1 pseudogene is annotated in these 490 nt (G+C 79.6%); it reads right to left on the bottom strand.

Annotation, left to right across the window (positions count from 1 at the left end):
- Positions 1–490 (bottom strand): annotated as a pseudogene (locus C1J00_RS45795) (cell division protein PerM); the annotation flags it as partial.

Raw genomic sequence — 490 nt, 5'->3', positions numbered from 1 at the left:
GGCCCGCGCCCCGGGCGTCCTCGGCGGCTCCGGTCACCCCTGCCATCCCGGCGACGCCGGTGCGCGTGAACCAACCGCAGCCGCGCTTCGGCAGCCGCCGCTGCCCGCGGGCGCCTTCGGCCGCCGTCTCCCGCTGTCTGCCGATCTTCGGCTCCCGCGCCCGGGACGAGCGGCACAGCCAGGCCCGTACCGCCACCGCCGTCGGGATTGCCAGCAGCCCCAGCCAGGCCAGCGTCGCGGCGGCGACCTGCCACCACACCGGGCCGAAGCGGGACAGCACGGCGGAACCGATGGGGCCGCCCGACATCGCGGCCAGCCCCGCGAGCAGAGTCGCGCAGAGCAGCGACGCCAACGCGGCGGCACGGGTGGTGGCGCCGGCCGACCAGGCCGCGGCCCGCGCGTCGCCCGGTTTCGTCCCACCGCGCTCCGCGGCTGCCGCACCCGGTTTCGCCCCGCCGCGCCCCGCGGCCGCCGCACCCGGTTTCGTCCC

The organism is Streptomyces cahuitamycinicus, from assembly GCF_002891435.1.
GTDB lineage: Bacteria > Actinomycetota > Actinomycetes > Streptomycetales > Streptomycetaceae > Streptomyces > Streptomyces cahuitamycinicus.
Note: the sequence above shows the minus strand (reverse complement) of the source record. Positions and strands in the feature narration are given on the sequence as shown.